The organism is Achromobacter marplatensis, from assembly GCF_002209535.1.
Taxonomy (GTDB): Bacteria; Pseudomonadota; Gammaproteobacteria; order Burkholderiales; family Burkholderiaceae_B; genus Achromobacter; species Achromobacter marplatensis.
The window spans coordinates 16,714-40,079 of record NZ_NJIG01000028.1 but is presented as its reverse complement, the minus strand read 5'-3'; the positions used below and the strand labels follow the sequence as shown (position 1 = coordinate 40,079).

General features: G+C 63.2%; 29 protein-coding genes and 1 pseudogene. 11 read left to right on the top strand and 19 right to left on the bottom strand.

Features of this window, described 5'->3' with window-relative positions; all coding sequences use genetic code 11:
• Window positions 1-148 precede the first annotated feature (148 nt).
• The 9 genes from CEY09_RS30640 (at window position 149) to CEY09_RS32665 (ending at window position 4,290) form a co-directional block, all read left to right on the top strand.
• Complete coding sequence (locus CEY09_RS30640) at window positions 149-445, top strand: hypothetical protein (RefSeq protein ID WP_113914621.1); 297 nt, start codon at window positions 149-151, stop codon at window positions 443-445.
• Window positions 442-840 (top strand): hypothetical protein, encoded by a 399-nt coding sequence (locus tag CEY09_RS30635; protein WP_088591519.1) that lies wholly within the window; start codon window positions 442-444, stop codon window positions 838-840. Before CEY09_RS30640 ends, CEY09_RS30635 begins: the two co-directional genes overlap by 4 nt.
• 83 nt (window positions 841-923) lie before the next feature.
• Entirely contained in the window at window positions 924-1,220 is a 297-nt protein-coding gene (locus CEY09_RS30630; protein ID WP_088591518.1) for a hypothetical protein, read from the top strand.
• Window positions 1,217-1,357 (top strand): hypothetical protein, encoded by a 141-nt coding sequence (locus CEY09_RS32230; RefSeq protein ID WP_158218699.1) that lies wholly within the window; start codon window positions 1,217-1,219, stop codon window positions 1,355-1,357. The genes CEY09_RS30630 and CEY09_RS32230 overlap by 4 nt, the downstream gene beginning before the upstream one ends.
• A gap of 1 nt (window position 1,358) precedes the next feature.
• Window positions 1,359-1,574, top strand: coding sequence for a hypothetical protein (locus CEY09_RS30625; RefSeq protein ID WP_088591517.1), 216 nt, complete (start codon window positions 1,359-1,361; stop codon window positions 1,572-1,574).
• A 10-nt stretch (window positions 1,575-1,584) separates the two neighbouring features.
• Window positions 1,585-1,887, top strand: coding sequence for a hypothetical protein (locus tag CEY09_RS30620; protein WP_088591516.1), 303 nt, complete (start codon window positions 1,585-1,587; stop codon window positions 1,885-1,887).
• A 26-nt stretch (window positions 1,888-1,913) separates the two neighbouring features.
• Complete coding sequence (locus CEY09_RS30615) at window positions 1,914-2,153, top strand: pyocin activator PrtN family protein (RefSeq protein ID WP_088591515.1); 240 nt, start codon at window positions 1,914-1,916, stop codon at window positions 2,151-2,153.
• Between the two features lie 301 nt (window positions 2,154-2,454).
• Window positions 2,455-3,423: a homoserine kinase gene (locus CEY09_RS30610; RefSeq protein ID WP_088591514.1), complete on the top strand. Its 969-nt coding sequence runs from the start codon at window positions 2,455-2,457 to the stop codon at window positions 3,421-3,423.
• A gap of 63 nt (window positions 3,424-3,486) precedes the next feature.
• Window positions 3,487-4,290: a BPSS1780 family membrane protein gene (locus tag CEY09_RS32665; protein ID WP_234818439.1), complete on the top strand. Its 804-nt coding sequence runs from the start codon at window positions 3,487-3,489 to the stop codon at window positions 4,288-4,290.
• Window positions 4,291-4,296: 6 nt separating this feature from the next.
• Here CEY09_RS32665 and CEY09_RS32820 read toward each other — a convergent pair.
• The 10 genes and pseudogenes from CEY09_RS32820 to CEY09_RS30560 form a co-directional block, all read right to left on the bottom strand.
• Window positions 4,297-4,461: pseudogene (locus CEY09_RS32820) on the bottom strand (DUF192 domain-containing protein); the annotation flags it as partial.
• Between the two features lie 65 nt (window positions 4,462-4,526).
• Window positions 4,527-5,396: a type II secretion system F family protein gene (locus CEY09_RS30600; protein ID WP_088591513.1), complete on the bottom strand. Its 870-nt coding sequence runs from the start codon at window positions 5,394-5,396 to the stop codon at window positions 4,527-4,529.
• 46 nt (window positions 5,397-5,442) lie between these two features.
• Entirely contained in the window at window positions 5,443-6,288 is an 846-nt protein-coding gene (locus CEY09_RS30595; RefSeq protein ID WP_088591512.1) for a type II secretion system F family protein, read from the bottom strand.
• Window positions 6,285-7,985, bottom strand: coding sequence for a TadA family conjugal transfer-associated ATPase (locus CEY09_RS30590; protein WP_088591511.1), 1,701 nt, complete (start codon window positions 7,983-7,985; stop codon window positions 6,285-6,287). Before CEY09_RS30590 ends, CEY09_RS30595 begins: the two co-directional genes overlap by 4 nt.
• Window positions 7,986-7,989: 4 nt before the next feature.
• Window positions 7,990-9,354 (bottom strand): type II and III secretion system protein family protein, encoded by a 1,365-nt coding sequence (locus tag CEY09_RS30585; RefSeq protein WP_088591510.1) that lies wholly within the window; start codon window positions 9,352-9,354, stop codon window positions 7,990-7,992.
• A complete protein-coding gene (cpaB, locus tag CEY09_RS30580; protein ID WP_100220382.1) occupies window positions 9,351-10,202 on the bottom strand; it encodes a Flp pilus assembly protein CpaB in 852 nt (283 codons plus the stop codon). Before cpaB ends, CEY09_RS30585 begins: the two co-directional genes overlap by 4 nt.
• On the bottom strand, window positions 10,199-10,933 hold the full coding sequence (locus CEY09_RS30575) for a hypothetical protein (protein WP_088591509.1): 735 nt from the start codon (window positions 10,931-10,933) through the stop codon (window positions 10,199-10,201). The genes cpaB and CEY09_RS30575 overlap by 4 nt, the downstream gene beginning before the upstream one ends.
• Entirely contained in the window at window positions 10,930-11,565 is a 636-nt protein-coding gene (locus CEY09_RS30570; protein ID WP_088591508.1) for a TadE/TadG family type IV pilus assembly protein, read from the bottom strand. The genes CEY09_RS30575 and CEY09_RS30570 overlap by 4 nt, the downstream gene beginning before the upstream one ends.
• The gene (locus CEY09_RS30565; RefSeq protein ID WP_088591522.1) at window positions 11,562-12,968 is read right to left on the bottom strand and encodes a pilus assembly protein TadG-related protein; all 1,407 of its coding nucleotides are present in this window, start codon (window positions 12,966-12,968) and stop codon (window positions 11,562-11,564) included. The genes CEY09_RS30570 and CEY09_RS30565 overlap by 4 nt, the downstream gene beginning before the upstream one ends.
• Window positions 12,969-12,982: 14 nt before the next feature.
• A complete protein-coding gene (locus tag CEY09_RS30560) occupies window positions 12,983-13,213 on the bottom strand; it encodes a hypothetical protein (RefSeq protein ID WP_006223962.1) in 231 nt (76 codons plus the stop codon).
• A gap of 275 nt (window positions 13,214-13,488) precedes the next feature.
• Between CEY09_RS30560 and CEY09_RS30555 the strand changes: the two genes are divergently transcribed.
• Window positions 13,489-13,707, top strand: a complete 219-nt coding sequence (locus CEY09_RS30555; RefSeq protein WP_088591506.1) for a hypothetical protein — start codon at window positions 13,489-13,491, stop codon at window positions 13,705-13,707.
• On the opposite strand, the gene CEY09_RS30550 is transcribed toward CEY09_RS30555, so the two are convergent.
• The 5 genes from CEY09_RS30550 to CEY09_RS32425 are packed head-to-tail and all read right to left on the bottom strand — an operon-like array spanning window position 13,704 to window position 17,568.
• On the bottom strand, window positions 13,704-14,231 hold the full coding sequence (locus tag CEY09_RS30550) for a hypothetical protein (protein WP_088591505.1): 528 nt from the start codon (window positions 14,229-14,231) through the stop codon (window positions 13,704-13,706). The two genes, CEY09_RS30555 and CEY09_RS30550, sit on opposite strands and share 4 nt — an antisense overlap.
• Window positions 14,231-14,728 (bottom strand): glycoside hydrolase family 108 protein, encoded by a 498-nt coding sequence (locus tag CEY09_RS30545; protein ID WP_088591504.1) that lies wholly within the window; start codon window positions 14,726-14,728, stop codon window positions 14,231-14,233. The genes CEY09_RS30550 and CEY09_RS30545 overlap by 1 nt, the downstream gene beginning before the upstream one ends.
• Window positions 14,729-15,028 (bottom strand): hypothetical protein, encoded by a 300-nt coding sequence (locus CEY09_RS30540; RefSeq protein WP_143219593.1) that lies wholly within the window; start codon window positions 15,026-15,028, stop codon window positions 14,729-14,731.
• Between the two features lie 11 nt (window positions 15,029-15,039).
• On the bottom strand, window positions 15,040-15,441 hold the full coding sequence (locus CEY09_RS30535; protein ID WP_088591502.1) for a hypothetical protein: 402 nt from the start codon (window positions 15,439-15,441) through the stop codon (window positions 15,040-15,042).
• Between the two features lie 9 nt (window positions 15,442-15,450).
• On the bottom strand, window positions 15,451-17,568 hold the full coding sequence (locus CEY09_RS32425; RefSeq protein WP_175216788.1) for a hypothetical protein: 2,118 nt from the start codon (window positions 17,566-17,568) through the stop codon (window positions 15,451-15,453).
• A 47-nt stretch (window positions 17,569-17,615) separates the two neighbouring features.
• Here CEY09_RS32425 and CEY09_RS30525 point away from each other — a divergent pair, with 47 nt between their 5' ends.
• Window positions 17,616-17,795, top strand: a complete 180-nt coding sequence (locus tag CEY09_RS30525) for a hypothetical protein (protein ID WP_088591501.1) — start codon at window positions 17,616-17,618, stop codon at window positions 17,793-17,795.
• Here the strand turns inward: CEY09_RS30525 and CEY09_RS30520 are convergent, their stop codons facing one another.
• The 4 genes from CEY09_RS30520 to CEY09_RS30505 are packed head-to-tail and all read right to left on the bottom strand — an operon-like array spanning window position 17,796 to window position 23,364.
• Window positions 17,796-20,381, bottom strand: coding sequence for a glycoside hydrolase family 73 protein (locus CEY09_RS30520; RefSeq protein ID WP_088591500.1), 2,586 nt, complete (start codon window positions 20,379-20,381; stop codon window positions 17,796-17,798).
• 1 nt (window position 20,382) lies between these two features.
• Entirely contained in the window at window positions 20,383-21,558 is a 1,176-nt protein-coding gene (locus tag CEY09_RS30515; protein WP_088591499.1) for a hypothetical protein, read from the bottom strand.
• A gap of 3 nt (window positions 21,559-21,561) precedes the next feature.
• On the bottom strand, window positions 21,562-22,614 hold the full coding sequence (locus CEY09_RS30510; protein ID WP_143219592.1) for a hypothetical protein: 1,053 nt from the start codon (window positions 22,612-22,614) through the stop codon (window positions 21,562-21,564).
• 36 nt (window positions 22,615-22,650) lie between these two features.
• A complete protein-coding gene (locus tag CEY09_RS30505) occupies window positions 22,651-23,364 on the bottom strand; it encodes a hypothetical protein (protein WP_088591497.1) in 714 nt (237 codons plus the stop codon).
• Between the last annotated feature and the right edge of the window lie 2 nt (window positions 23,365-23,366).

Genomic DNA, 23,366 nt, shown 5'->3' with positions numbered 1-23,366 from the left:
GATGGTGCTCTGCCCTGTCTGCGGGAACAAACGCTGTCCGCGGGCTAGCAATCACATCTATGCCTGCACGAGGAGCAACGAGCCTGGGCAAGTGGGTAGCACATTTATCGAGCAGCCGAAGCCGCAAGGCACGATTAATGGAGCAATCATGACCAAAGAAGAACTAAGCGCCATAGCCAACCGCGAGGCGCACTGCAAGCCATTCGGAGCTGCAGTAACGCTCAGCGTTGGCGAGCGGGATGCTCTGGTGGCGATGGCGCGTCTTGCGTTCGACCAGCTGGACGCCGTAGATCAAGGCGAACTCCAAGACTGGTCCAACACTTACCCTGCCGTCGCTTGGCACCTCATCTTTCGCCACGGCGATAACTGGGCACACACCGGCGTACTGATGGAGCGCTGGGCCAGGGCTTGGGTGAAGGCTAATCCGGAGAAGGAGGAAGCGTGAATATCACTATCTCGTTGGGCTGGGTGGGATTTGGCTTTGTACGCGGCTGGCTGTTCGGAGACCGTGAAGGCGCACCAATTACGCTCCTGCGCTGCGGCCTGGTGGCCTTCGTCTTCGTGAAATCGCTGCGTGCAGCCGAAAGCTATTCAGACTTCCTGAAGGCCAACACAACCCTAGAAGAATACTTGGCTATGAAGCGGCCAAGAGTGCGCCAGACGATCAAGCGGGCTGAAGCCAAGGCTCGCAAACAGGCCCAGGCGAATGCCGCCGAACAATTGGAGTATTGGAAGCAGTGTCATCAGGAAGAATTTGTACGCCGCACCGAATTGCAGCAGCGGGTGTACCGACTGGAAACGACAGTCAAGACCCTGACGGAAATGAAGGAGGCGCGTTGAAGGAACGTGCGCGTCAGGTGATTGAGACCACAAAGAAGCACTGGAAACAGCCCGCCTAGCGCGGGCTTCGTTTTGGAGAAGAGATGATTGTCCACTTCCCTATCGTCAACCATGGATATTGCCCCATGGTTCCGCCGCCCGTCAACGCTGGTGCGGTCCACGTAATACTCCATGAGGATGACATGGACCGTTGGCCGGATTCGCCACTAGGGGAACTAGTCGCCAGCTCCTCCCTATCCGAAATGGTCGATGAAGAACTTGAAAGCTGCACCGGTGACTTCGGCATCGATGCGGAGGCGTTGCCCGGATTGACGGCGCTGCGAGACGCCTTGGCAGCCGAGGTCGCCAAGCTGAACGCGGCTCTTGCGGAGGTCGCATGATGCGACGCTACCGCGCCCTTCGAAAACTCGGATGCGGCTGGTTCACATCCGGCTTCATCGCGTGGGTGAACTTCCTGTTCAACGTGCCGGAGAACGAAATCCGGTTCATGCACGTAACCATTGAGATGGAAGACTGATATGGCACTCAAATTCAATGTGGAACTGGACGACACAGACATCCTGTCTGCCCTCAAGGGGGCCAGCCACGCCGATCTGGAAAAGCTGATCTTTGACATCGATCTTAGCGTGAGCGAGAAGGATTTCACCGTGGGCGTCATCAAACTGCTGATAGAGAGCCTTCAGTCGGAAGGTCTCTTTGTCACTCCACAGGAAATCGGGCTAGGCCTGGAGTAAGGAGACGACGATGGAAGAACACTTTAAGGGCGTTGTGGATTGGGTTGGCGAGAACTATCCGGCCTACAAGGGTTGGCGCATGCGCTCGTTCGCGTGGGAATACGACATCGCATCCAGCGTCCAAGAAATCGTCAACGCCGCTGATGACGCAGTTGAGCGCGGCGACGATGTACACCGATCCGACTTCGAAGGCATCGTTGAGAAGGTCATCCCCCCGGAGGGTTACGCCTACATCACCTTCCAGAAAGACAACACCAGGGTAGGGATAAACGTCCCCTGCCACGTGTTCCAGAAGCAAACCCAGCCCGCTTAACCGCCGGGCTTCGTTTTGGAGGCGATATGAACAGCGAATTCCTGCTGCTCGCGAAGTACCAGAAGCCCCGGCTCAGCCTGGCCGAGTTGGCCGACTTCATGGGGGTCAGCCTGCACCGGGCGCAGAACATGAAGTCTGCCGGTGAACTGCCGGTCCCTGTATATAAGGAGGGTCGCAACGTGTACTGCGATCTTCGAGACGTGGCCGCATACATGGATGCCATGCGCGAGTCCGCGCGGCAGGTGCACGAAGCAACCCGCGTTTAGCAGTGCTACGGCAGTGCTACGGGGTTTGCTACAACCCAGGCTCTATGCGGCTCTCCGGCCAATGAACTTCCCATCAATCATCGGGGCGACGCACAGCCGCCAGTCGGGGGAGTCCAAGAATCACTCTACAAAACAAGGGGATGCGGTATTTTACGGGCTTAGCGGCATTATGTCCGGCAGGCGAATCCGCCCGCGTCCGGCCGATCGCCGTAACCCCGCCCGCTATGTGGTCTAAAATTGCGCCGCCGCCGCCGCACAGGCGTAGCCAAGCGTCCGTTAACCCCCTCACCCCTCTATATCAATGGCCGTATTCACTCCCGTATCCGACGACGACGCGCGCGCCCTCCTGGCGCAATTCGACCTGGGCGAGCTTGTCTCGCTTCGAGGGATTACGGCCGGTATCGAGAACACCAATTACTTCCTGTACACGACCCGGGGCGAATTCGTCCTGACGCTGTTCGAAGTTCTCACGCACGCCCAACTGCCGTTCTACATCGAACTGATGTACCACTTGGCCCAGCGCGGCATCCCGGTGCCGCAGCCCCAGAATCTGCGTGATGGCACGCGCCTGACGACGCTGCACGGCAAGCCCTGCGCCATCGTTTCGCGCCTGCCCGGCGGCTACGAACCCGCCCCCGGGGCCGCCCATTGCGCCCTGGCCGGCGCCACTCTGGCGCGCGCCCACCTGGCCGCCCAGGACTTCCCCATCCACCAGCCCAATCTGCGCGGCCTGTCCTGGTGGCTGGAAACGGCCCCCAAGGTCATGCCATTCCTGGACGCCGGCCAAGCCCAACTGCTTAGTTCCGAACTGGCTGCCCAACAGGCTGCGGTGAACACCCCCGCCTGGCAGGCATTGCAGACCGGCCCGGCCCATTGCGACCTCTTCCGCGACAATGTGCTGTTCGCCGGCACGTTCGAAGATCCGCTGATGGGCGGCATCATCGACTTCTACTTCGCCGGTTGCGATACCTGGCTGTTCGACGTGGCGGTCAGCGTCAATGACTGGTGCATCGACCGCGACACCGGGGAATTCATCCCCGAACTGGTGCAATCCTGGTTGACCGCCTACGCCCAGGTCCGGCCGTTCACGGACGCCGAACGCGAGGTCTGGCCCGTCATGCTGCGCGCCGCCGCGCTACGCTTCTGGGTCTCCCGTCTGTACGACTTTTTCCTGCCCCGGCCGGCTCAAACGCTTAAACCTCACGACCCGCGGCACTTCGAAAGAGTGTTGCAAGCACGCCACCGCCCGGGCTTGCCAATATTGCCGTAACCGTTATGCCCCCCATAATGGGGTTAGCGCGTCCCTTTTGAGAGATCACCCCTTCAGAGAGCCATGCAAGCAGCATTCCTACCCGCGACATCCGGCTGGCACTGGGTTCGAGACGGCTTCCGTCTGTTCCGCAAGCAACCTCTGGCCATGTTCACCTGGGCCATGTTCATCAGCCTTCTGGTCGTCTTCGCCAGCGCGACGCCCCCGGTCGGACCGATCCTGGTCGTGGCGCTCATGCCCATCATCACCCTCATGACGCTCTCGGCATGCAAGCACGTGGATGCCGACCGCATCATGCTGCCGTCCATGTGGGGCAAGCCCCTGAAGCAACCCGGCGTCTTCCGGAAGCTGTTCCTGATGGGCCTGTTGTATGCGGGCTTGAGCATGGTGGCCGGCCTGCTGACCTTCCTGCCTTTCATGGATTCAATGGCCGAGGCTTACCGCATCGCGTCCGTTGAACGTTCGCTGGACCCCATCCTGATGGCCATGCGCGTTCCGCTGACCATCTTCGCGATCATCTACGTCGTGATTGCCGCGCTGTTCTGGCATGCGCCGGTACTGGTGGCCTGGCACGGTCTGCGCCTGATCCAGGCGCTGTTCTTCTCCGGCATCGCCTGCTGGCGCAACAAGTGGCCCTTCCTGGTGTACGGCGCCACGTGGGCCCTGGTGTTCCTGTTCATTGACCTGTGCGCCGGCTTGCTGGTCACGATGGGCCTGTCGCCCCAATTCGCCGGCACGCTGCAAATCCCGTTCAACATCGCGGCGGGCGGCGTTCTGTATTGCAGCTTCTATCCTGCCTATACCTCCGTATTCGGCATCGATCGCGCCAGCTCGCATCTCGACAACGGCCACAGCGCCGAAGCATAGGGCAACGCGGCAGGGCGCAAGCGCCCTGCGTACGCCCATCACCCGCAGATCCCGCGACACGAACGCCACATCGATGGCGTAGCGCATGCCAAAGGTATGCACGCCGGCACACGGCGTCAGCAAGATGCCGGACCGCCGCCCAGGCGGCCGGCGACCAAGCAGGCCACGCATCCGGCCGCACCAGCTCGCCACACGTAGAAGTCTCAACCGATCCAACGGCAATACGAGGCGGCCGTTCATTGCACGCTTTGAAGCAGCTGGACGGCAATCGGAAACGCCAGCACGATGAAGGTGCAGGGAAAAATGCATCCGATCAGGGGCAGCAACATCTTCACCGGCGCCTGCATGGCCAACTGCTCTGCCCGGACATGGCGATCGCTGCGGCACTGCGCGGCCTGCGCGCGCAGCACCGGCCCCAGGCTGATGCCCAACGATTCCGCCTGCGCCAAGGCGGCGGCCCAATTCCGCGCAAGCGGACTATTGCAACGGTCGGCCAAGGCCTTGATCGCCGCCGCCCTGGAAACTCCTGCCCGCATCTCGGCCAACGCGTCGGCAAGACCGTCCCGCAAAGCGCCGCGCGGACCGCTTTGCGCGGCCAACTGCAATGCGCCTTGCACACTCAAGCCCGCCTCCACGCACAGCGTCATCATGTCGAACACGAAAGGCAAATCCCTTTCGATGCTGCGGCGGCGCTTTTCGCCCAGGCCGCGTAGCCACAGCCCAGGGGCCACACCAGCCGCCAATGCTGCGGCAAGCATCCAAGGCAACCAGGCCAAGGGCGCGGGATCGGCAAGCGCCGCAATTGCCGCGGCGAGCCCTCCCGCGCCTGCGCCAGCGCTGGCGCACAATGCCGCCATGTGGGCATAGCTCACCCCAACCGGCAAAGCCGCTTGCTCGATCGCCCGCGTCAACCGGATGCGCAAGCGCCACGAGCACAATGGCCCCACCCAAGGAGCTACCGCCGACACCCAGGACCAGGCGGCTCGCCACCACCAGGGCAACGCGGCAGCGGCATCCTGCTTGCCCCGCAGCAGCGGGCGCAGGGCAAACCACGTCAGCCAGCCAACACCCAACGCCGTCGTCAACATGCCCAGGTACAACCACATTGCGGCCTCCTTCCATGACCTAGCCGGGATCGAAATCCCTGTCGGATCAGATATCGATCCGGATGATGCGCCGGATCAGCACGACGCCTGCCGTTTCCAGCACCGCCACGATGGCCAGCACGCCCCACCCCATCGGCGTATGCCACAGCAGCCCCATGATTTCCGGCTCCAACCGGTCCAGCACCGCCAGCAGCAGCAAAGGCAGCGCACCGACGATCCAGGCCTGCAACCGCCCTTGGGACGTCAGCGCCCGCAACTTCGCCTGCAACTGCAACTGCGCCCGCAAGGTCTGCGCAATGCTCTCGAGCGCCTCGGCCAGGTTTCCGCCCGTCTGCGCGGCAATCCGCATAGCGGCCACCACCAGCGAAGTGGAATCTGCCGGCATCCGGGCATGCAGGTTCTCTAGCGCGGCATCCCATGGCACGCCCATGCGCTGCTCGCGCAGCATCAAACCGAATTCCTGCGCCAGCGGCGCGCTGCTTTGCTCCACAACGTGCCGCAGTCCCGTCGCCAGCGCGACACCCGCACGTAAGGCCGACGCCAGCATCAGCAATGCCATGGGCAGCTGTTGTTCGAACCGATCAGCCCGCCTGCGCCGCAGCCTATCGACCGTCCAGCGGGGCACGCGGGATGCAAGCCCGGCCGCCAGGGCCGCCACCACGCCGCTGCCCGTCAAGGACAACGCCAGCCCCGCCGCCAGCAGCGCGCACGCCACCGCGGCCGCCCATAGCTGCGCGGGATCGATGAACAAGAACACTTCGCTCAGGCGAACGCCGGCATCCTGGGTATAAAACTCGCGGTAGCGCCGCAAGGCGGGCGCGAACCAGCCCTGGGCATGCCAGGCCAGAATCGCCACGCAACACATCGCGCCGCCCGCAGCCAGCCAGATCACGGCAAGCCCTGCGCGACGTTCGTCGCGATGGGCTGCGGGCCGCCTGCCTCCGCAAACCAGGCAGGGTCCAGGGACACGCCTTCATCGCTCCATTCCCGGGCAAAGCCGGGCAACGCGCCACATCCCAGAAAGCCTGCCGCACGGTCGTACCGGAAAAGTTCCAGCAGTTGTATACGACCGCTTTCCATGCCGGCGACTTCCACAATCGACATCACCACGCGCCGCCCATCCGCCAACCGCGCTTGCTGCACCACCAGATCCACACTGGCCGCGATGTGCTCACGCACGGCAGATAAGGGCAGATCCAGGCCCGCCATCAGAATCATCGATTCCAGGCGGCCCAGGGCATCGCGCGGAGAATTCGCGTGCAGGGTCGTCAAAGAACCCTCATGTCCGGTGTTCATGGCCGTCAACATATCGAATGCCTCGGCGCCCCGGCACTCACCGACGACGATCCGGTCCGGCCGCATGCGCAGCGCGTTACGCACCAGTTCGCGGATATCGATGTGTCCTCTGCCCTCCTGATTGGCGGGGCGTGCCTCCAGGGCCACCAGGTGATCGTGGTTCAGGCGCAACTCCGCCGCGTCCTCGATGGTGACGACCCGTTCGCCGTCCGGAATCTCGTTTGAAAGGATGTTCAGCAAGGTCGTCTTGCCGGAGCCGGTTCCTCCCGACACCACCAGGCTTTTGCGCATCCGCACGCAAAGCGCGAGGAATTGCGCCATGCCCTCGCTGAGCGACGCCGCCGCAATCAGATCGGCCATCTTGGGCCGGCGTTGCGGAAACTTGCGGATGGTCAGGCTTGCCCCTTTCATGGCGACCGGCGGGATGATCGCGTGCACGCGCGACCCATCCGGCAGACGGGCGTCCACCATGGGGGAGCTCTCGTCAATGCGCCTGCCCAGTGGCGTCACGATGCGTTCGATCACCCAACGCACGGACTGCTCGCTGGTGAAGGCCGCCGGATGCCGCCATAGTCGCCCTGCGCGCTCTACATAGATCTCGTCGTAGCGGTTGACCATGATTTCGGTAATGTCAGGCGCCGCCAGCAAAGGCTCAAGTGGCCCCAAGCCGACCGCTTCGTCCAGTACCTCGCGGCACAACGCTGCCTTGTCGACATCGCCGGCCCAGTCCGCATCCTTGGCAACGATCTGGGTCAGCAAGCGTTCGGCCTCTGCACGCAACGTGCCATCGCTCATGCCGGCCACATCGCGCCGGCGTAAATCCAGCCCCTCCAGCAACGCGCCGTGCAAGCGCCGCCGTTCCTGAAGCCGCTCGTGAAGCCGTTGCGGCGGTGCAGGCTGCGCGGGTGTCGACGTCTGCGCGGCGCTTGCTGGCTGCGCGGCAATCAGCGTGACAAGATCGTGCGGTTCTCTTGCCTGCTCAGCGGCCGGCGGAAGGGCACCCGACGAGGCCCACTGCACCCGCAAGCGGCAAGGGCCGATCAGGATGTCGTCATCGGGAAGTACCGGCGCATGACGCACCACTCGCACGCCATTGACCATCGTGCCGGCCAGCGTACCCAGGTCTTCCAGAACAATATCCGCATCCTCGCGCACCAGGCGAGCATGCTGCCGGCCGACCCGCCAATTCGAGATGCGCAGATCGCACTGCGCGCCCCGCCCGATCAACACCGGCGCAGCAGCAGCCAAGCGACGAACGCCGGCATCTTCGAAAGTCATTTCAATATCAAGCATCGCCTTACTCACGCAGAAGGGTTCGAGTCGTGTCGTCGCGGGATGTCCATTGAGACCCAGCCCCCGAATAGGGATCCCAACCGCCTGCCACTGACGGCACTGCCGTGCCCAACCGAGGGGGTTCCGGGAACGTGGCGTCCAGGACCTCGCGGCCACGACGTACGCGCTCTGCCAAGGCAGGTTCGCTTTGCGACACGATCTTGGGCGTGACGAAAATCGCCAACTCGGTTTCGCGCTGTTGATAGCGCCGAGACGAGAACAATGCGCCCAGAATCGGAATGTTCTGCAGCCAGGGCAACCCGCTGACCTCCTCGGCGTTCTCGCGCGACAGGAAGCCGCCAATCACCAGCGTATTACCCGACCGCACGTTGAACTCGGTCGATGCTCGGCGCGTGCGCAATGCCGGGCCGCCCGCCACGCTCAGCGAGGAATCCACGGAACTGGCCTCTACCTCGATCAAGGACCGAATGACGCCATTGCGGTCGATGCGTGGCGTGATGCTGAGCGATACGCCATACGGCTTGAACAGCGTCGTAGGATTGCCGCGTCCATCGGTGGACACGTAGGGCACCTCGCCACCCGCCAGGAATGTCGCGCTGGCACCACTGCGCGCAAGCAGTTGCGGCTGCGCCAGCATCACGGCCTCGCCGGTTTGCGCCAGGGCGGCGATACGGGCGGACAAGAGCGCATTCACGCCGAAGTAACCTGCAGCGGCCGATACCGGCCCGGCGGTTTCGATCACCGACTCGCCCGGCCGGGTTATCCGGCCAAGCGCCCCCGCATCCCAAGCCAGGCCCGCGTTCATCCCCCCTTGCGTCACGCCGTCCCAGCGCACGCCGAACTCGCGCAATCGGGAGGTGGGTATTTCCACCACCTGCACGTCCAGCAAGACCATGCGGTCCCACCCAACCTGGCCGGTAAAGTCCAGAACGGCGGGATAGCGTTCCGCCAAGGCGGCGATGCGGGCTCGGTCATCGTCGGACAAGTCGTCGCCCTCGATCAGGATTCGGCCTCCCACGCTGGTGCTGCGCGCACCGGGGATACGGGCCAGCAACGCTTCGACTTCGGCCCGCAGGCGCGGTGCGCCAGCGGCGACCACCCGCAATTCGTAGGCCGTCGTCGCTCCTTTCGCGTTCCAGACGTGCACCGACGACACGCCTTCCGCCCGGGCAAAGATCACGACGTCTCGGCCTTCCGCTGCGACGGCGCTCAGCACTTGCCCGTTGCCGATGGCCACCCTCTTCACGCCAGGGTGCGGCAAGACGCGGGTTTCGCCCACTTGAAGCTCCAGCACTTCCATCTGGCCCCAGGCTGCCGCCCCCCATAGGGATAGGCACACTGCGCCGAAGATCAACACGATGCGTTTCATGGCCGCCCCGATTCGAAGCCGGCCATTGCGGCGTGCCCGGCGGGAGCAACGAGGGCCTGCGCATCCACCCGGTCCCCGTACAGGATGGCCACGCCGGGAATGGGTTCAGGCTCGGGATCCAGCCCGACCAGCGTTGCCAGATCCGTCTGAGCCGATGCCTTCACCGCCCCGGCATCGTCACGATGACGCAGCATGGCCGTCAGGGTTCCCGATTGCCTGGCTGCGACAAAGCGCACCGCTTCGTCCGGATCGGCTGCCAACGTGATGTTGCCTGCGCCGGAGCCATCAGGATCGGTCTCTGCGCCCACGGTCAGCACCCGCATGCCCTGCAGCAACGGAACGGTGAGCTCGCGCTGGCGATGAGAGAAGCTCACGTAGATATCGATCAGATCGCCAGCGCGCAGCATCTCGGCCAAGCCGCCCAAATCGCCTGCGGCAACCGTCAGCGCCCGCTGGCCAGCCCGAAGTCGCGACGCCAGCGCAGGCGCTGGCGCCGTAAAGGTCAGATGTGTCTTCAGCAAAGGTTCGCCATGCGCCACATCCGCCACCAGGGTTGCGCCAAGCAGGCTACTCAGATCCAGCGGATCCAGGCTTGCGCTGGATGCCCACTGCGCGGGGATTTCACGCACTGCCAGATGCATCTCTTCCAGACTAGTGCCCGCGGGCAAGTCATAGGCTGCGACCAGGCGTTCGACGACGGGCGTGCGCGCTTGCGCCTCCAGGGCCTGAACCCGCTGCTGCACGTGCTCGCGCACCGCCCACGCCGACACCAGGCCAGCCACCAGCGCCAGCCCATAAACGCCCACACGACGCAACCGCCGCATGCCATGGATAAGCAGGGCCTTCACGATGCCCACCCCCTGACGCGAATACCGCTGCCGGTATCAAGGGGCACCACGGAAACCTGCAGGCGCTGGCTACCTCGCGCCCAGGATTGGGCATCACCGTCCCCCCGCAAACGCTGCCACCCCTCCCGCAACAAGCCCGCGTCCAGCAAGGACATCATCCGAGTGGGCGTCATCGCATGCTGCCAGATCCGCTCGGACACCCTGACGCCCTTATCCATGACGGCAACATCCAAGCGCAGCCGCGCCCCTTCCGGCAACCACGCAGGAGGCGGCGATGCGGGTGGGGTACGCAGACGCAGCGAAGAAATGCTGCCGACCGTACGCCCTGGGCCGGCTTCTTCCATTTGGGCCACCCACTGCTCATCACCGATCTGCCCGGAAAGGATCAGTTGGCCGGGCAACACATTCAAATCCGCCAGTGCGGATTGCTGCCCGGACAGGACGCGCACCAGATCCGACGCCTTCATCGGCACATCAAACACCACGACCTGCGCGGGTTGGCCGTACAGCCACAAACGTTCGGCCAGCACCGCATGCTGGGAGCCGTCAGGAAAGCGCAACCGGCTCAAGGACGCTGCGGCAGGCTTCGCCCCGATCCCATCCGTCGCTATGGCCGTTGCGGGAGCCAACGCCGTTGCGCTGGCCACCAATCCGCCAGCAAGCATCAAGCGGCGCGACCCAAGAAGGGCACGCTTTTTCCAGCGAGACCAGGGAAGCAGGTACGCACTCATCGAATCACCCCTCCACGTTTGCCCAAGCGGTCTAACGGCACCAGGTCCGCCCACGCGGATAACCAGTCCGTCGACACCGCTGATCGGCCCCAAGGGCCGTCCATGCGTTGCGCAAGCGCTCCCACGCGCCGAGCCTGCACCAGCGACGTTTTTTCAGCCTGCCGCCAAGCCGTCGGCGCATTGCCGATCCGGCGCTGCGCATCCGCGTCCCCGTGCGCATGCCCCGCCCCGATCGCCACCCGGGTCAACCGGGTAATCGACGGCGCCAACTCGCCACTGCCCGGGGTCGGCACGGTCTGCGCCTTCACCGTCAGCAACTGCAAGCCCGCGCCGAACCATTCATCCTGCAACGCGCTCACGCGGGGCGGCGCGATGCCCGGCAACACCTTGGCCCGGCTTGTCATAACTGAAGACGCGCGGGACCACGATGACGGCAGCGGTTGCCCCAGCGCACTTGACATCGCCGCCTTGCGGCTCGCCTGCGACATTTGTTGCGCCGCGAATTGCAAGCTGCCAATTCCGCTCACCGCCCAGACCATCACGGCCATCAGCGGCAAGAGCAACAGCGCTTCCACCGCTGCCTGGCCTTGCTGGCGATCAAGGCGCCTCGCCATCACCCCGCCCAGCGTCATGAAGACCTCCCGGCAAGCAGGACTTCCTGAGATTTGACGGCGGACAACCGCGCCTGCCAGTAAGGGCGAAACAAGGTGGCCAATTCGCCGCGGCCATCGGCACGTTGTTCAGGGCGCAGGAAATAGGTCTCGGCGGCGCTAGTCACCGTGATGGCGTCGGTGCGCCCAAGCCCGGCATAGCGGAACAAGCCGGTGGGCGCCGCCAACGCGCTGTCCGCGTCAGTCGTTTTCAACACGGCGCCCGCCAAACTCACCCTGACCGCGAAACGCAATGGATCCCGCACCCGCGACGCGGCGACCTCGCGATAAGCAGGCAAGCCCCGGCCGGGCCATCGCTGCGCCGATGCCATCGCATACGAATTGGCCATGGGATTGGTGACGCCGCTGAATATGTCCCACGACGTCGATTGCTCCACCCACCGCCAGAAATCTTCCTGAGAAAAATCGACGGGCGGTTCTTCAACGTAATCCACGCCTTCAGGCGCCTTGCTCTTTTGGCCTTGCGCGGTGCCCCAGCCCATCGCGTATTCGCGGTAGTAGCAACCGATCCATCGATTGGATCGCAGCGCATGAAACGACTGCGTGTCCAAGGCTCCCCAGCGCCCATCCGGCCCAAGCCAGGTCGATCCGCGGCGGCGCAGCTCATGCCGATACAGCGGGCAGCGCGAGCTAACTGGCCAAGGATTGCGCCGTGTTCCATTCCGTTTTTTCAAGAACCCGTAACGCTCGACCGCCTGCTCCACGGTCGGCCGTAAGCCCGATTTGCGGGTAGCGGTCTGGCGCTCGATAAAGCCCGGCCACGCATCTGACAACAACTGCAGCGCCAACCCCTGCGCACCCGTTGGTTTACGGCCACCTGCTTCACTGCCGTCTGCTTCACTGAAGTTGGCGGCAAGCACCTTGCGCATGACACGGTCGCGCGATGCGGGCAGTTCCAACATGGCGGACGCCGCAGCCGTTTCCAACACCTGATGCACGACACGGTCGTGCTGCGCGAAGGCGCTGGCCAGTCGTACCTCGGCGTCCGGCAACGCTCGCCCAGCCCCATAGGCAATCCCCATGTCAGGCCCGAACAACATCGCGATCAGACTCACCGGCGGGTTGCCGCGGTTGCGTTGCGACTGCAATGCGCCTCCGTACTGCGCCGACGCGGCCAACGTGACCAGATGCGCCATTGCTACCTGATGCGCGATCTGCGTTCGGTTGACGTAGGCAATGGCATTCAGCGTGCGCGCCTGCTCAAGCGCGCCGCTGTACGCGGCCGCATCCGCGGCGTGCGTCAGCCGCACCCTACCCTCGACCGTCTGGCCCAGGTTGTAAAGCACCACCAGAGACGTCGTGGCCACGGCCACGATCAGCATGCCCAGCACCAGCGCCTGGCCATGCTGACGGGCGGCGGGCATGCGCCGATGCAGCATCACTTTGCATCCGCGGCGTTGCCGGTAAACGACTTGAGCGAACGCGCCTTGGTCTGTGCCGCAGCCTTTTGCGCCGCCTGCTGCGCTGCGCGACTCTGCGTGCTGCCATCTTCGCCCGCAAGCTCCCGCGCCATGGCGGCGGTTTGCGAACGCACCACCTGTCCGAAGTACTGATAGACGGCAATTGCCGCCACCGCCACCAAGGCCACAACCACGATGTACTCCGTCAGACTGTCTGAAATCTCAGGTAACGCGTTGATTATTATGCGTTTAATGCGCCTACCAGTCTAAAACGATAGGGAGTTTTAGGGTCCGCAACCTGTTGATTTGAAAAGGCAGCACGGCTAGTTTTAGACAGAAAAAGGCTGTACATTCATACAGCCATGTCCTACTTCAAGCCGATGCCCACAAAGCTCGGCGGCTGCTGGACACGCGACAGCCCAAGCGATGAAGCGACCCCGGTTTTCATGAAATATACTGTGTACCCATCCAGTATATTGATGCCATGGAAAACAACGGAATCCTCGAACAGGTCGGCGGTCAGTACGTCTCTGAAGCCGGGAAGACCCTGCCGCCGGCTGCGACGGCCGAAGACCGGGAATACCCCGTGGAGATCGACGCCGGCCACGTGGGGCGCGTGCGGATCTACTTCCGCAAGCAGAGGCTGAAGCGCGCCAAGCACAGCCATTGGTTCTGGCTCGCCCAGCGCGCGGAGAAGGCCTAGGGCTTGTTCTTGGCCAACAGCTCGGACTTCTTCTGCCCGCCTGCCGTGCTGCCAAAGTAGTAGGCGATGATCGAGCTGAACGTACCGCCCAGGGTGCCCAGCAGGATATAGATGGGGTCCTTGCTGCGCTCGGGGATCTCGGCGAAGACCATGAACGCCAGCATCGTGAAGAAACCGGCCGTCACCAGGTAGGCCAGGATGCGCGGCGTCCAGTCCATGACGGAAGTCTCCCGGTGCCGCGCGTCGGCACGGTCGTCAGCGGCGATCTTTTCGAGGTCCGCCTCGTTCTTGAAGCCCATTTCGGCCATGCGCGCAGCGAAATCCTGTTCGGCCTTCTTCAACTGCAACAGGGTGTCTGGGCTGGCGGTGGCAAGCTTCTTGGCAATCTCAGCGTCTGAGGCATCCGGCCCCAGGCCCAACGCTGCAGTGATCGCCGCCACGGCGCCACCCGCAAGCGGGCCGCCCAGCGCAGTGGCCAGCATCGGCGCCAGGTTCCCCAGCGCGCCCTTCCAGTCGAAGTTCATCAGATATCCCCCGCGGCATACCGCATATTCTTGACAACGCGCCGAGACCAGCCTTTGCCAAAGCTCTGCCAAGTTTTCAGGTCGGTGTAGAACTGCTCGCGCTCGGCGTTGAACAGCAGCAGGATCACCGCCGCGTTAACCGAGGCCACCGCCGCCAACGTCTTGGGGCCGATGATCCCGTCATCCGCCACGCCCGCGGCGCGCTGAAGAAGCTTTGCTGCTTGGCTGGTGCCGTGGTTCACCGCCGCGTCGAACACCTGAAACGCCACCGGGAACGGCATGCTGTCGGCTTTCACCTTGTCCCAATACTGCGCGCGGTAGATGGCCTTGGCGGTGTCCCTCGGCAGGTCGCGCATGGGCCCGGCGTACCCGCTGGCGCGCGCGACCGCGATGGTGATGCCCCACATGGTTTCGCCGCCGGGGTCGTCCGGGTGATTCACATACCCGCCCTCGTGGCCGATGAGGCGGTCGAATGCTGTGTCGAAGGTCTGTTGCATCTATTCACGCTCCTGGGAACTTGAAACATCCGAAGCCCCCCCTTTTTTGACCATCTGGTTGATGAGCTTCCGTTCCCAGTCCTTGCGCTCCCCGTCCTTCTTGATCAGCAGCACGTCGGTCTGGATCAGGTGCACGCTGTTTACGACCTGCTCCAGCTTGTCGACGCTCTTGTTGGCGTACCACCAGTAGCCGCCGCCCATGAAGAGAAGGACCGCCACCGCGGCCCGCATGGTCGACTTGAAGCTGACCATTTCCCGCTCCAGGAATGAAACCCGGCCCTCAAGGTCTTTGTGATCCATGTCCGCCCCTGTCACGGCACCTTCACCGGCACCAGGTCGTCATCCGAAGACGTGCCGGGGATCATGGCCAGAATGTTCGCGGGGTCGTCCAGCAGCACCTGCGGGCCCGGCAGTACCGTGCCGTCGTCTAGCTCCGCGGGGATGAAGCGGCCGCGGTCGCCCACGATGTAGCCAATCTCGTCTCGAAAGCCGTAGCCGCGCGCCAACCGGATGTTGAACAGGTCGCCAGGGCGCGGCACATAGCAGCGCACCAGCGCGCCCGCCAACGGTGAGTCGGCGATGATGCGCAGGCTGCCGGTGGCAACCAGCACGATGCCCCGGCCCGGCATGATGTCCTCGGGCGCCAGGGCGCTGGCCAGCGTTTCCACTTCGGGGTCGGTCGCATTGCTCGTGCCGCGGTAGATTTCGTCCATGCCTCTCTCCTATTGCAAGCCCTGGAAGCGGCACCGGTAATGCGCCGCCAATGTGATGGTGAAGTTGGTGCCGATGTCTGCGGGCGCGAGGCCGACAAGGGAATTGTTTGAGGCCAGCTGCTTGTACAGGACCATGTAATTCGCCTGGGGCGGAATGGCGGCCAGCACTCTATCCGCCGAATTCCAGGATCCGCCCATTCCACTGGTGACCATCACCTGCACAAGCTGGGTCTGGTTGCTCATGGATTGATAGGGGACACCTGAAATTCGAAGGGAACCAGCGAAACCGGATTGCCCGGTAAGGTTGAAACTGCCATTCAAATGGCAGATGTTCCCAATCCGTGTGTTAGTCCCCAGCTGAGACACGTACGTTCCGGTGCCGGTAGTCGTCGTGCCAGTCAGCGCCGGAACGTAGTCGAGCTCGTCTTCGTGATACTGGCGGAAGTACGTCCGATCGGAGCCCACCATCAGCCCGTACCGATACGGGAACAGATTCGCGATGCTGAGTCGCACCAAGCGCAACTGCGCGCGCATGAAGGTGGTAACCGGGTCTGCGGTCGTGTCCGTGGTGTCCACATAGAAGCAGGATCCGTCTTCGAACATGATGGGCGAGTGGTACCCGCCCGAGCCACTGAATGCGGGCCCGCTCTGGGAAACAATGGTCCAAGGCGTGTAAAGGGTGCTGGCGATCACCGCATCCCTGAACGCCCGAATTTCGCGAATCGACGTCGTCACCCAGCGGATGCTGCGCGGCGTCACCCCACGCTCTGAAAAGCCCATCAGCAGCGAAGGCGTTCCCCTCGAATTGAACGCGTGCAGGACCGGAGCAATGGTATTTCCCGTGATAACCCGGTCGAAATTCGCTGCCGTGCCAATCTGCGTCCACGATTCGCCACCATCCTCCGTCATGGCCGTAGCGAAATCACCGCGCGCCACTGCGAACCCGAGCTTTGCATCGAAGAAGGCAAAATCGGTCTCGGTGTTGGCGGCGTTTTGGAAGATGTCGGCGCCCCGCTGCGGCATCGTGTCGAAATTGTCGTCGGAATAGAACATCCCGACAGGCACCAGCGTGGGAGAGGTGCGACGGTAATCCGCAAACGCCATGCGGTAGCCGCCGCCGATCTTGGGAATGCACTTGATTGCTGAGCAATAAACCCGCGCATAGTCTCCGGATGCTTCGAAAAAAACCCCGCGCTCAATCCAAGCCGGGTCGCCATCGGGCGTCGTGGCCGCCCCGCGGTGATCGTTGATCAGCAGGCGATATTTCGTGTTTCCAGTGTCGCGGCCCCATTGGGCAGACGGAGGAGGGATATCGCTGACGACCACGGCAATACGGCCGGTCGGGGTCACGCCGATATGGCAATCAAATACCGTACGGAAGGGGTTAAACCCGGGGTCAGCGGGCAGAGGGAGGCAAATTACCTGCTCGTTTTCCCACTTTCGACCGTCCCGGCTATTGACGTAGATGATCTTGCCTTCAGGATCTACCGCGTTTGCCTCAGTCAGACCGCCATAGCCGTGCATCTTCCCGCGGCTGTACACCATGTGATAGATGCCGTCAGGTGCGCGGACGATGCGCGGGCTGTGCCGGTACAACGATTCGCCCTGCGAGTCGACATAGGGCGTGTAGTCGTTGTCCGAATAGGTGATTGCCGGGTTGAACTCCGTCGCTTGCACGGCAGGTTTGTCGAACAGGTGACGAATACCCTCCACCTGGTAGGCGGCAGAGGAAATCGGGTACTCGATCTCCGGCGAGTATCCGATCATTCCTAGCCCGAGCGTGGCGCTGTCAGCGCCGGCCAAGTCCTCTCGGAGCTTTTTATCGACCGCGTCAATGTCTCCAGGAGTCGCAACGCCGGAAACATCGTCCTGCGACCACACCGCCGCATCATTCTTGTCACGCAGGACGAACGTGTACGTCTGGCCCGTCAGCAGGTAAATGATCGCTACGCCGGAGGCATCCAATACAATCGGATTCGTATTGGCGGCGCTTTGCTGCGCATCCTGATACGTGGGCGCCGGCGTGGTGGTCTTGTTCCGGTAGGTGTAAAGCTTGGCGCCCACCATGGGGCGACCGAAATCATCGATGGCCTGAAAGCGGGGCAGAATGTAAGTCGCGACGGCCATTTCTTGACCTCAAAAAAAAGCCCCGCACGGGGCGGGGCAATGTGGATATGAAAATTCTTCAGACGATCTGGAAAGCAACCGAAGTCGAGCGCTACGGCTTCAGGGAGTGGTGGACCAACGGGTCCGGCGGTGAGCTTCGGTTTATCGGGTGGGGGCTGATGGTGATCGTCTTGCCGGTAGTGCTGATCGGTTTGGCCGGTTTCTTCGTCTATTCCTTCTTCCCCTGATCATTCCCGCGGCACCAGCCCCTGTAGGCCACCCAGCACCGCGGGCATGTCCAGTTGGGTCGGCCGCGCCAGCCGCATCAGGGCATTCGGATTGGTCAAGGCACGGCTCAGCAGATTGGTGCCCACTAGGCCGGCGCCTAGCGCGCCCAGGGCCGGTGCGTTACCAGTGAACGCAGCAAGCGCGCCGGCACCCAGCAAGGCCTGGCGCGCGGCCGCCGGGCCCGATCCGGACGGGTTCGCCAGATAGCGCGAGCCGTCCCGGATGTTGGTGGACACCTTGGCCAAATTTTCCAACTGACCTAGCAGCTTCGGATCGTCAATCCGCCCGAACAGCGTCTCGCGGGCCTGAGGCGACAGCCGATTCCAATTCGAAAGAAAGGTCGATGTGCTGAAGACGTCGCCGGCTTCGTTCTGGTTGCCGACCGTGGCGCGGCCCATGCGCTGGATCACAGCGGCGGCCAGCTCCCGGCGGTTCTCCTTCGGGATGGCGCTGACCACGCGGCGCAGCATGGTGTCGCCGTCCTGACTGCCAGCAATCGCGGCGTTGAATACCTTCTCCGGGGTGTCCCGGCCGGCGATGCTGGCCAGATCGTCCAGGCGCCCAACCTGATCGCGGGTGAACTGGTTTGCCCAGCGCCACGTGTCATAGGCTTCCGGGCCTGCGCGTTCGGCGGCGTCGCCGAGGTCGTCGGACAGGGCAGAATACACCGCACGCCACTTGTCGCGCGGAACGTCAGACGTGAAATTGGTGTTGTCGATTTCCTTGCCCACCAGCGTGCGCAGCTTCTTGATCGACTCGTAAGGCAGTGTGGACGACCGGCGCGATGCCTGCGCGCCATAGGCGGTCATCCCCGAATCCAGGTCCGAAAGGAGGGCATTCTCGATACCCTTGATCCTGCTGTTCTTGAACATCTGGCTGAGCGCGGGCGCGCCGTCGATGTCCGAGTTCAGCGCGGCGAGGGCCTGCCGCGTGCGGTCTACCTGCACCGGCGCGTTCTGCGGTATGTAGTCGTCCAGGCGGTCGTAAAGCTGCCCTTGCACGCGCTTCACGCCCGCCTTGAACCCTTCCAGCCCGCGCGTGACAGCCTCGCCCGCCTCCAGAGCCCCGGCGCGCGGCGACAGGCGGCTGACGATATTGCCCACTTCGCTGGCGATGTCGTCTACCTGACCCGCGGCGCGTGCCGCCATGACACCAGCGCCACCCGGCGACTGCGACATGACCGTTTCCAGCCCCTGCAACACGGGCCGCTCGGTGGCCTGACCCAGCGTCGGGGTGGTGCCGGCGCGCTGGAACTCATCCAAGTTGCGCGCCACCGTCTGGCGCCCCTGTTCTCCACCTCGCAACAGGCCGCGCGTCGCCGCTCCAGTTCCGTACAGTACGGCCGGCGCCACCAGACTACCAGCCAGGCCGGCAGCCAGTTGGCCGCCGGCGCCCGCGCCCTCTTCCCGCGCCACGCCGGCCGCGCCCGCGCCAGTAGCCGCCGATGCGACCTGCGTGCCTACGCCAGCGCCGAGCTGACCGCCTATGGCTCGGGTCAGCGGCGCGACTGCATTCTGCGCCAGGGACTGGCCGATCTGTGCGACTGATCCAGCGCCCGCCATGCCGCCGGCGACATCCTGAGCCACGCGCTCGACGGTGTTTTCAGGTTCGGGCAGGCCCACGGCCGACAGCGTCGCCCCAACGTCGGCAGGCGGGATGCTGGTTCCGAACAGCGAATTGATGCCTGAAATCGCCGCGTTCGTGCCCATCGAGGCCAGGCCGGTCGCACCGGTGACGCCAGCGCGCGCGGTCAGCCCGATCTGGCGCCCGATGCGGTCCAGCATGCTGCGTTCTTGCGGCGGCGCACCGGCGGCAGCCGGGTTGGATTCCTGCGACATTTCGATGCGCATGACGCCGTCCGGCCCGCGCGCCACCTCCTCGTCCTGCGGCTGGGCTTCAGAAGCCTGCGCGCTCTGCAACCCAAGATGCTGGAAAATCTCAGCATCTGAATATCCAGCTTCACGAGCGCGCGCCATGCGATCTGCGAAACCTTGGGATTGACCCAAGTGCTGCATGATCTCCGCATCGGAGTACCCCGCTTCCCTTGCAGTGCGAACCTTACTTCCAAAATCAGGTGCAGATGCTGCTTGAGCAGATGGCAAAACTGCCTGTGCTGCTCGGTCGAGCAGTCCGCCCGACTTACGCACCAAATCCGTAGCAGCTACAAGCTTCCGTTCGTAATCGGCATCTTCCGCATAACCGCCTGCCTTCAATGCACGGGCGTAGGCTTGGGCATCAGTTCCTGCGTTCAAAGCGCCCTGATAGCGACGATTGATCAACCCGGCAAAGTCATTCCCGAATGCGTCCGGCGTGTCGTACGCGCGGTATCGATCAACACTCCCGGTCATGTTGTCGGTAGCCGCGACCCCGGCGCCGGAAAGGTCCTTGATGTTTCCAAGGTTGTTCGTGCCAGGAACTACCGATCGGCCCCACCCCGTCTCAAGCCCCCACTGCCCGAGCAAGACGGTTGGGTCGACCCCGATTTGCTTACCAACCGCGGCGGCCTGCGGACCGTACTGCTGCGCGAATTCCTGCGGAGTCGCCATTTCAGTTCCCGAAAATGTCGTTCAGGCTGGGACGCGCGGCGCCAGAGGATGCTGCTCCACCACCCGCAGCATTTGCTTGCGCCGCACCACCCGCCTTGCGCCGGGCACGTTCAAGGCCGCTGGCAACGATGCCGCGCAGGTCCTGAAGCGACTGCAAAAATTCCTTCTCGCTCTGTGCGCGCTCCAGTCGAGCGATAGCCTGAGTAGCCTTTTGACCTTCCACTTCCGTGATCTGGCCGCCTCCCTTGAGGCTTTCGAACGCCTGCAGGAAGGCCTGCCCCTTGATCTGGTCCAGCACAGCGCCAAAGTCGGCGGCGTCGGTTCCTGGCAAAGTGGGCAATACCGAGGAAAGGCCTGTCGCATACTCGCGCCCAGGGTGGTTGATCGCCTTATCGATCACGCCGATGATCTGGTTGGCAGTGGCCTCCGCCTGGCCAAAGCCCTGCTCGTTCTCAACCTGGGCTTTCCCTTGAGCTGTGCCACGCGCCTTGGCTTGAGCGACGTTTCCTTGCGCGTTGGGGTCGACAGTCACCGGGAGAATGCGCTCGCCAGTTTTGGGATCCGTGTAAAACTCGACGCCCTTCGGCCCAGCCCTGAAGAATCCGCTCGCACTTTGCTGCGGGGCGGACCACTTCCCATTGTCCAGCTCAGCAATTTGAGCAGGTGTCATCAACTGCCGAGCCATCGCTGTTCTCCACTGTCCATACGCGGCTGGATCCGAGGGTATCTGACCGAGAATCTGTTGGGCAGTCTGGGGATCCAGCACTCCAAACTGCAAACCACTTTGCACGTAGCTGCGCGCATCATCAGGCGTGAGAGAGGCAGCGATTCCCTGCCGCGCCCAGTCCTGCCGCTGCATGGCCAATTGCACGCCCTGCCGCTGATCCTGCTGGTTCAGGCGCGTCTGCTGGTTTGCCAGCTGTGCGTATGCGGGCACTTGGCTCGGAGCCGCCTGCGCGACTTGGCCCAGCCCACCGGGCGTCAGTTGACCCTGGGCGTCAAAGACCTGTCCTTGGCGCAATACGTCCGCAAGGGCGTTGCGCTCCGCACTGACACGCTGCTGGTCTGCCACGTCCTGTTGGGCGCCTCGCAGCCGCGTGGCGTCGAAGAGTGCATTCGTGTAGTTCTGGATCTGGGGAGCCTGAACAGCAAGAGGAATTCGAGAATCAAGAGCCATGATTTACCACCACCCGTTTACGCCTTGACCGCTGCTTAGGCCTCCCACGCCCGTCGTAGGCGTGAAGGTTCCGCTGTACCCGCTCGTGCCTTGATTTGCCCCTCGGGCGATCGCGCCCTGCAGCGAATTCGTTACTCCACCGAGCGCATTGCTCCAGGCATTTGCCTGCCCAACAGCGCCCGCAGCCGCGGCGTTGCCAGCCTGCAACTGGGTGTCTGCAATCTGGCTGGCAGCATTTCCACCAACGCCGGCCAGGGCATTTGCAGCGTTTTGCCCAACGCCGGTGACGCCCATGAGACGGTTGTAAATGTTGTTTTGGTTCGTGTTGAACGAGTTGAAGCCGGTCAGGTAGTCGTTGTTGTAGCGGCCGTAGGCGTTCTGGTACTCCTGACTCGCGAGCCCGGAGTTGTAGGCGGCCAAGTCCTTCGCCGCGCGCCCAGAGTTCAGGCCGCCGCGCGCCGCGGCCATGCGCTCAATCGCCTGCTCCCCTTGCTGCTGACGAAACGCATAGCCTGGATCGACCTGGAAGTCCTCCATGGAGAACGGCTTATATTCTTTGTATGTGCTCAGCAGCGAACCATACAGCGGGTCGTTCTGCGCGCCGGCCCGAGCGGCCTGCTGCTGTTGTAGGCGCTGTTGGATAGCGGCCTCCAGCCCCGCACTGTCGATTACATCCCGCGTCGACGATTGGTTTCGCCCAATTTCGTACTCCGCGCCCGGGATGAATTGGGCAAATGGCCCCATCTGTTCAAAAATGTTAGGGCGCCGATCCGACGTGCTGCTGGTCTGCTGGGACGTGAACTGCGGCAATAGCTCAGCCCGCAGTTGGTCGTATGTTAGGTTGCTCAACGACTGCCCCGTAGGACTCACACCGCCCAGGCCAAGCCGATACGCGAGCGCATTCATCCCTGCCTGGCCGAATTGGTTGTACGGCTCCAGGTTGCCCCGATTCTGCTCGTAGAACCACTTTTGGGTTTCCTCCGATCGACGAGCAGCATCCCGCTGCGCATCCGCAGCCGAATCAGCTGCATCCGAGCCCGTGATACCTCCAACCACGCTCCCAACTGCTCCAAGTGCGCCGCCCGCCATATGTCACCTATGAAAAAAAGTACCGTCTTGGACGGTGATTTCGCCATCGCCGATGTGAAGGCGAAGCGGGTCCATGCTCAGGATCTGCAATTGGGCATATCCCGCCAGCATGGCCCACGAGTTGTATAGAAGCTGGGCTTTCTGCAAAGTCCCAGCCAGGATCATTTCGACTGCTGCGCCCACATACCGGTCATGGACAGCATCATCGTCATGGCCCGGGGCGCTGCCGCGTTCAACCTCGAGCCGGGTATGGAACCAGTGCCCGCGGCCGGGCAGCTCCTTATCGCAGGCCACCCAATCATGGAATCCCATTCGGTAGTACCGAACGTCCCCCCAACCTTCGCGGGGGCTGTCAAACAGATGCCGGAAGTTCATCTTTTCGGTCAGCCACACCGCCGCCGCGTTCGAAGCAATGATCTTGGTCAGGATTTCCGTGCAATCAGTCTTCGTGAACATCCAATGCGCCGCGGCCTGTGCCGCAGCCAGAGATTTCCGCCCGCGCCCTTTCGGCAGGAAGTTGGTGTGCACCTCGTAGACGCCGTTCGTGTACCAATGGAAGAGGAAACAGCCGTCCTCGTTCGCCAGCACGATGTTGCGCGGTTCGGCCATGAATGCAGCCAAGTCCAGTTCGTCAGGGCCAGGCCCTACGAACGGGCGAACTTCAGGGTGGTTCATCACCGAGTTCACGAACTCGACGTCCCGGCATACGTGCAGCATGA